We start from the raw sequence: 5906 nt of genomic DNA, 5'->3' as shown, positions 1-5906 counted from the left end.
TGTTGGTTGGTAATAATCGCCCCCGACGGGACGTATTTACCAGGTGGAATTGTGACATCCTGAACCAGCGCGTGCATCATCACGACACAGCCGTGACCGACTTTGGCATTAAAGACTGTCGATCGAAAGCCGATAAAGCAGTCATTGCCGACATAGGCGGGGCCATGAATCAAGGCCATGTGCGTGATCGAGGTATTCTTGCCGATCCAGACGGAATACTCAGTATTGTCATCACCGATGACGCGACCTTGTTCCAAACCGTGAATGACGACACCATCTTGGATATTCGTATTCGCGCCAATCCCAAACGGATTGCCCTCATCCGCCCGAATTGAGATGCCAGGTGCGATCATTACATTGGCACCGATGCGCACGTCCCCAATGATATTGGAAAAAGCGTGGACGTAAGCACTAGAGTGGATCTCGGGTTCGACGAGCGTCTTCGACCACGGGGTTGGTGGGGAAGCCGTAATATTATCCGTAGGTAAGGTCTGAGCTACTGTCATTAGTCTAAATTTTCCTGGATAGATAAGTTACATAAAGGAGCGTCCAGTATGCCGCTCAGAGTCGAGACAAGTCGCTAGTGCGAGCCGGTTCGCTCTTGCTGCTACACCACAAATTTTGAGGTTTAACTAGGGTGCTGCCGACAGTAGAGTTGTCATTTCGACGCAGTAAGCGTGCGCTGGAAACCCTATGGATATAATTTAGGGAGTTAGATATTGTGAGTTAGATATTTTTATTGTTAGTTGAGGATCGCTCGAAAGCTCACCGACACCAGCACCGTTGCTTTAGCCGCGATCGCCAAAAGCTGAACCCGATCGGCTATAACTCGCACACACGATACGATCGATAGTACAGTTTCGGCGATCGCTTTGGCAATATAATACAAAATTATTATTTTTGATTTCGCCTATAAGCAGAGCTGATATCATTATTTACCGATCGCGAGGTTGCTGGCAAGCCACTAGTATCGATATATTAAGAAAATGAGAATCGAGCTAACCACCCGCCATCTAGGTCGATTGTCCGATCTTCGGCGCGATCGGTTGGTTCTGGTAGATAATGAGTGATAGCTTAAAATATTCTAAAGTTTCTCCGCACAATTTTGCACTGCTGAGATCGATGATTCTCAGAAATAAATTTGTGCGGCTAATTAAGATTAAAAATTTTCAACATTTATAGATACAGGTTGCTGGGCGTAATTTATGGAACAAATGCTGCTGGACACAGGTTGGTGGATACCATGCTATGGCGTGATAGGGGCGATTCTGACCATTCCTTGGATGACGAGATTGGTGCGCCAGACTGGCCCTCGACCAGCAGCCTATCTAAATATTCTGATGACGACGATCTCCTTAATCCACGGCACGGCGTTGTTTCGGCTGGTTTGGAATCACGAACCGCACCGGATCGTCTTCAACTGGTTGACAGTGGCGGGGCTGGATCTCGATCTGACGTTCGAGCTGTCTGCCGTGAGTGTGGGCGCAATGGAGTCGGTGACAATTTTGAGCCTATTGGCGCAAGTGTTTGCCCTGGGCTATATGGAAAAAGACTGGGCACTAGCGCGGTTTTTTGCGTTGGTGGGCTTTTTTGAAGGTGCAATGAGTGCGGTGGCGATTAGCGATTCGCTCTTGGTTAGCTATGGCTTGCTGGAATTATTAACGCTGTCTACGTATTTACTGGTGGGTTTTTGGTACGCACAACCTTTGGTAGTCAAGGCGGCTCGCGATGCATTTTTGACCAAACGCGCGGGCGATATTTTGCTGTTTGCCGGTGTGATTGCCCTTTCGAGTATCGCTGGTAGTTTGGATTTTAGAGACTTGTATGAGTGGTGCGAAGATCCCAACATTTCACCATTGACAGCAACCTTAATCGGGCTGGCATTGATTGCCGGACCGATCGGCAAATGCGCTCAGTTCCCATTACACCTGTGGTTGGATGAAGCGATGGAAGGGCCAAATCCGGCATCGATTCTACGCAACTCGGTAGTGGTGACGGGTGGGGCGTATATCTTGATTAAAGTCCACCCGATTTTATATCTATCGCCAGTCGTCACCACCACCTTGATGGTAATTGGCGCGGTGACGGCCATCGGTGCGACATTAGTTTCGATCGCCCAAATCGATATCAAGCGGACGATTTCTTATACGACTAGTGCTTACTTAGGATTGGTCTTTATTGCCGTGGGCGCGAAGTGGATCAGTTTTGCCTTTTTCCTCCTCTTTGCTCATGCGGTCGCTAAAGCCTTAATTTTTATGAGCGTCGGTTGTGTCATTTTGACAACCAACAATCAGGACATCAACGAGTTTGGCGGTTTGGCCAAAAGTATGCCCGCAACGACGACAGCTTTTATCGTCGGTGCCCTCGCGATGACTGGAGTGTTTCCCTTAGGTGGTTTTTGGGCATTTCAAGAGGGACTTGAAGCCTTGCGAATCGATTACCCCTGGGCGATCTGGACGATTCTGATCGTCAATGGATTGACAGCTTTTAACCTAGCGCGCGTGTTCGGCTTAGTATTCTTGGGTAAAACCCAGCCCAAAACCAGACGATCGCCAGAAGTAGCTTGGCCATTAGCTTTGCCGATGGTATTTTTGACAGTGCTGACAGTGTTGACGCCAGCGGTGATGTCTCAATTGGCACTGTTACCAGATTTGGATGATATTAGTCTGTTTCAATACACGTCGATTAGTCTATCGAGCATATTGGGATATGTCGTCGGGGGACTACTGTACTTTAGAACCGATCGCACTCAAGTAAAACTGTCTTTACCGTGGTTGCAAGAGTTGCTGACTAATGATTTTTATGTCGAAAAGTTTTATGACAATACAGTTGTGTGGTTGGTGTATCAACTATCGCAAGTTACCGCTTGGATCGATCGCTATATCGTCGATGGCTTAGTCAACTTAGTCGGATTTGCCACGATCTTTGGTAGTGAAAGCTTGAAATATGGTGCCTCCGGCCAAGTCCAAAGTTACGTGCTCACAATTACGATCGGCGTAGGCTTAATGGGCTTGACGATCGCTTGGTTATTTTTGTCTCTTTAGAATCAGTTGGGAGTTGCTGTACCACCGTATCGGAGTTGGGAGTTGGCACTTCCAAACCTAAAGCCTAAAACCTAAAGCCTAATCTCTATCCCCTATCCTCTAATTTCATGTTGAGCATTTTATTAATCGTTCCCATTCTGGGAGCACTGGCAATAGCTTGCTGGCCGAGCCAGACGAAATCGATCGCGTCATCGATCGCGCTAGCTGTGATTGGTTGGACAGTGTGGCTGTTGACACAGTTCGACTTGAGCAACCCTGGGATGCAATTTGTTGAAAATATCAACTGGATCGATACTTTAGGGCTGTCCTATCGCTTGGGTGTGGATGGTTTGTCGCTGCCATTAGTCGCTCTCAATAGTCTGTTGACTTGGGTGGCAATTTATAGCAGCGATGAGAAAATCGAGCGACCGCGCCTGTATTACACGCTGATTTTGATTCTTAATGCGGCGGTGAGTGGCGTATTTTTGGCTCAAGATTTGTTGCTATTTTTCATCGCTTACGAGTTGGAATTGATTCCGTTGTATTTGTTGATTGCGATTTGGGGCGGTCAAAAACGGGCTTATGCAGCGACAAAATTTTTGATTTATACAGCTTTTTCTGGAGCGTTGATTTTAGCTGCGTTTCTAGGTTTGGCATGGTTTGGTGGTAGCAATAGCTTTATTTACAATCCTGCGCTGGCAAATGCATTGCCCGTGAGCCAACAGTTATTACTACTAGGCGCGTTATTACTAGGTTTTGGGATCAAAATGCCGCTGTTCCCGTTTCATACTTGGTTGCCAGACGCTCACGTTGAGGCGTCTACGCCGATTTCGGTATTGTTGGCGGGAGTGTTACTCAAACTCGCTACCTACGGGATCTTGCGGTTTTGTGTGGGCTTATTCCCCGACGCGTGGCAGATTGCCGCACCGTGGCTCTCGATCTGGGCGATCGTCAGTGTCTTGTACGGCGCGTTGATGGCGATCGCGCAAACGGATATGAAGAAGATGGTGGCATACAGTTCCGTCAGCCACATGGGTTATATCTTACTGGCAGCGGCGGCAAATACCCCGTTGAGTTTTTCGGCAGCGATGATTCAGATGGTCAGTCACGGGTTGATTTCCGCGACACTATTTCTGTTGGTCGGCGTAGTGTATCAGAAGACGAAAACTAGAGATATCAACGTTTTGGAAGGTTTACTCAATCCCGAACGGGGGATGCCCGTTATTGGCAGTTTGATGGTGGTGGGAGTGATGGCGAGTGCGGGTATTCCTGGCATGGTGGGATTTGTGGCGGAGTTTTTGATTTTCCGCAGTAGTTTTCCGATTTTTCCGATTCAGACCCTACTATGTATGGTGGGGACGGGTTTGACAGCGGTTTATTATCTATTATTAATCAACAAAGCTTTCTTTGGAAGACTGTCGGCACCAGTCCAAAATCTCGAAGCTGTAACCTGGCGCGAACGCTATCCAGCAATGATTTTGACTGCAGCGATCGTGATCTTTGGGTTTCAACCCGGCTGGATTACCCGTTGGAGCGAACCGACGATCGCCGCAACATTGCATCAGCCGCCAGCAGTTGTGGCAAATGTTGTTGCCAAGTAAGTCCTATTTGGTCGGCAGTGCCCACCCTACTGTCTCTATTCACTATCCACTGTCTTGATTCGCTTAACCGTCGGGTTCCCCGACGAGCGCGAATCGCTATCCACTATTCACTTTCCACTTTCCACTTTCCACTTTTAACTATGACTGCTACTAATACTTGTCATCGGTTTGCTACTTATATCGATCGCTTTTATCAAGGCCAAAGTTTGTTGCCAGATAATCCCGATAATGTCAAAGAGGTGGTCGGGATTCTCGATAGTTATGGGTATGTCCTCGATGCTTATCAGAAGAATCTGCAATATATTGCCGATCGCGAATTTTTGACGCTCTTTCCCTTTTTTAAATATTTTGATGGCAAAGTCTCAGTCGATCGCTTACTCAAGCATTGGTGGCACGATCGGATTAACTTTGAATATGCCGAATATTGCATGAAAGTGATGCTGTGGCATGGTGGCGGTAGGTTAGAAGAATATATCGAATCGCCAGAATTTAGCGACTCGATCGAGCTAGCCATTCAAGCCAAAATTAAAGGCAGTCCGATAATGAAACTCTTGCATCGAGTGTTTCCAGAGTTCTTGCCAGAGCAGGTGCGGCAATCGGTTTATTACAATGCCCTCGGTCAATTTTGGGAGGTAATGTCAGAGATTTTCTTGACATTAGGTAAAGCCTATGAAGCCGGAAAAGTCACGACAATTCCAGATGTAGTGGATTGGGTTAAAGCGGGACTAGTCGCGGCGGCAGGCAATCCGATTAATTATGCTGTCGAAATCGACGGGCGCAGCTATGATATCTTACCGCCATCGGCAAAGCTAACTTTTCTAATGGATGTAGCAGTGCCCTATGTCGAAGCAATTTTCTTTCGCGGCACGCCATTTTTGGGGGTAGTTTCTTACAACGCGCAAGCTCATCAAATCCCGATCGAACAAGATAGTTTTACTTACGGTGCGCTGTATGCCGATCCGCTGCCGATCGGGGGAGCGGGGATTCCGCCAACTTTATTGATGCAAGATATGCGGCATTATTTGCCCCCGTATTTGCACGAAATGTATCAGCACACAAAGCGCAAAGAAGACGATCTGCTAGTAAAAATTTGCCAAAGTTTTCAGAAGTCAATGTATTGCGTCACTAGTGCCACAATTTTGGGTTTGGCTCCCCATCCCCTCGATAGTACAGACCCCCAACAACAAGCCACAAATATGGCTTATTTTGAGGGCTGGATGGATCGACTCCTCACATCTCAATTACCAAATATTCAAGGTTGAGATAGTTTAACAAAGAGGAT

The 5906-nt window shown here is 47.3% G+C and carries 5 protein-coding genes; 3 read left to right on the top strand and 2 right to left on the bottom strand.

Annotation, left to right across the window (positions count from 1 at the left end; translation table 11 throughout):
• Together RMO84_RS04690 and RMO84_RS04685 are read right to left on the bottom strand one after the other, a co-directional pair.
• On the bottom strand, positions 1-506 hold a 506-nt coding region (locus tag RMO84_RS04690; RefSeq protein WP_310487322.1), incomplete at its 3' end, for a DapH/DapD/GlmU-related protein.
• A gap of 236 nt (positions 507-742) precedes the next feature.
• Positions 743-889, bottom strand: a complete 147-nt coding sequence (locus tag RMO84_RS04685; protein ID WP_310487321.1) for a hypothetical protein — start codon at positions 887-889, stop codon at positions 743-745.
• Positions 890-1205: 316 nt separating this feature from the next.
• On the opposite strand from RMO84_RS04685, the gene RMO84_RS04680 reads away from it, so the two are divergent.
• The 3 genes from RMO84_RS04680 (at position 1206) to RMO84_RS04670 (ending at position 5886) form a co-directional block, all read left to right on the top strand.
• Entirely contained in the window at positions 1206-3044 is a 1839-nt protein-coding gene (locus tag RMO84_RS04680; RefSeq protein ID WP_310487320.1) for an NAD(P)H-quinone oxidoreductase subunit F, read from the top strand.
• A gap of 107 nt (positions 3045-3151) precedes the next feature.
• Positions 3152-4624, top strand: coding sequence for an NADH-quinone oxidoreductase subunit M (locus RMO84_RS04675; RefSeq protein WP_310487319.1), 1473 nt, complete (start codon positions 3152-3154; stop codon positions 4622-4624).
• A gap of 140 nt (positions 4625-4764) precedes the next feature.
• Positions 4765-5886 carry a CO2 hydration protein gene (locus RMO84_RS04670; RefSeq protein WP_310487318.1) on the top strand — a complete coding sequence of 374 codons (1122 nt, stop codon included), beginning with the start codon at positions 4765-4767 and terminating at the stop codon, positions 5884-5886.
• Positions 5887-5906: the final 20 nt, after the last annotated feature.

It is taken from the genome of Chamaesiphon sp. VAR_69_metabat_338 (genome assembly GCF_031423935.1).
Taxonomy (GTDB): Bacteria; Cyanobacteriota; Cyanobacteriia; order Cyanobacteriales; family Chamaesiphonaceae; genus Chamaesiphon.
This window is presented reverse-complemented; position numbering and strand designations above follow the sequence as displayed.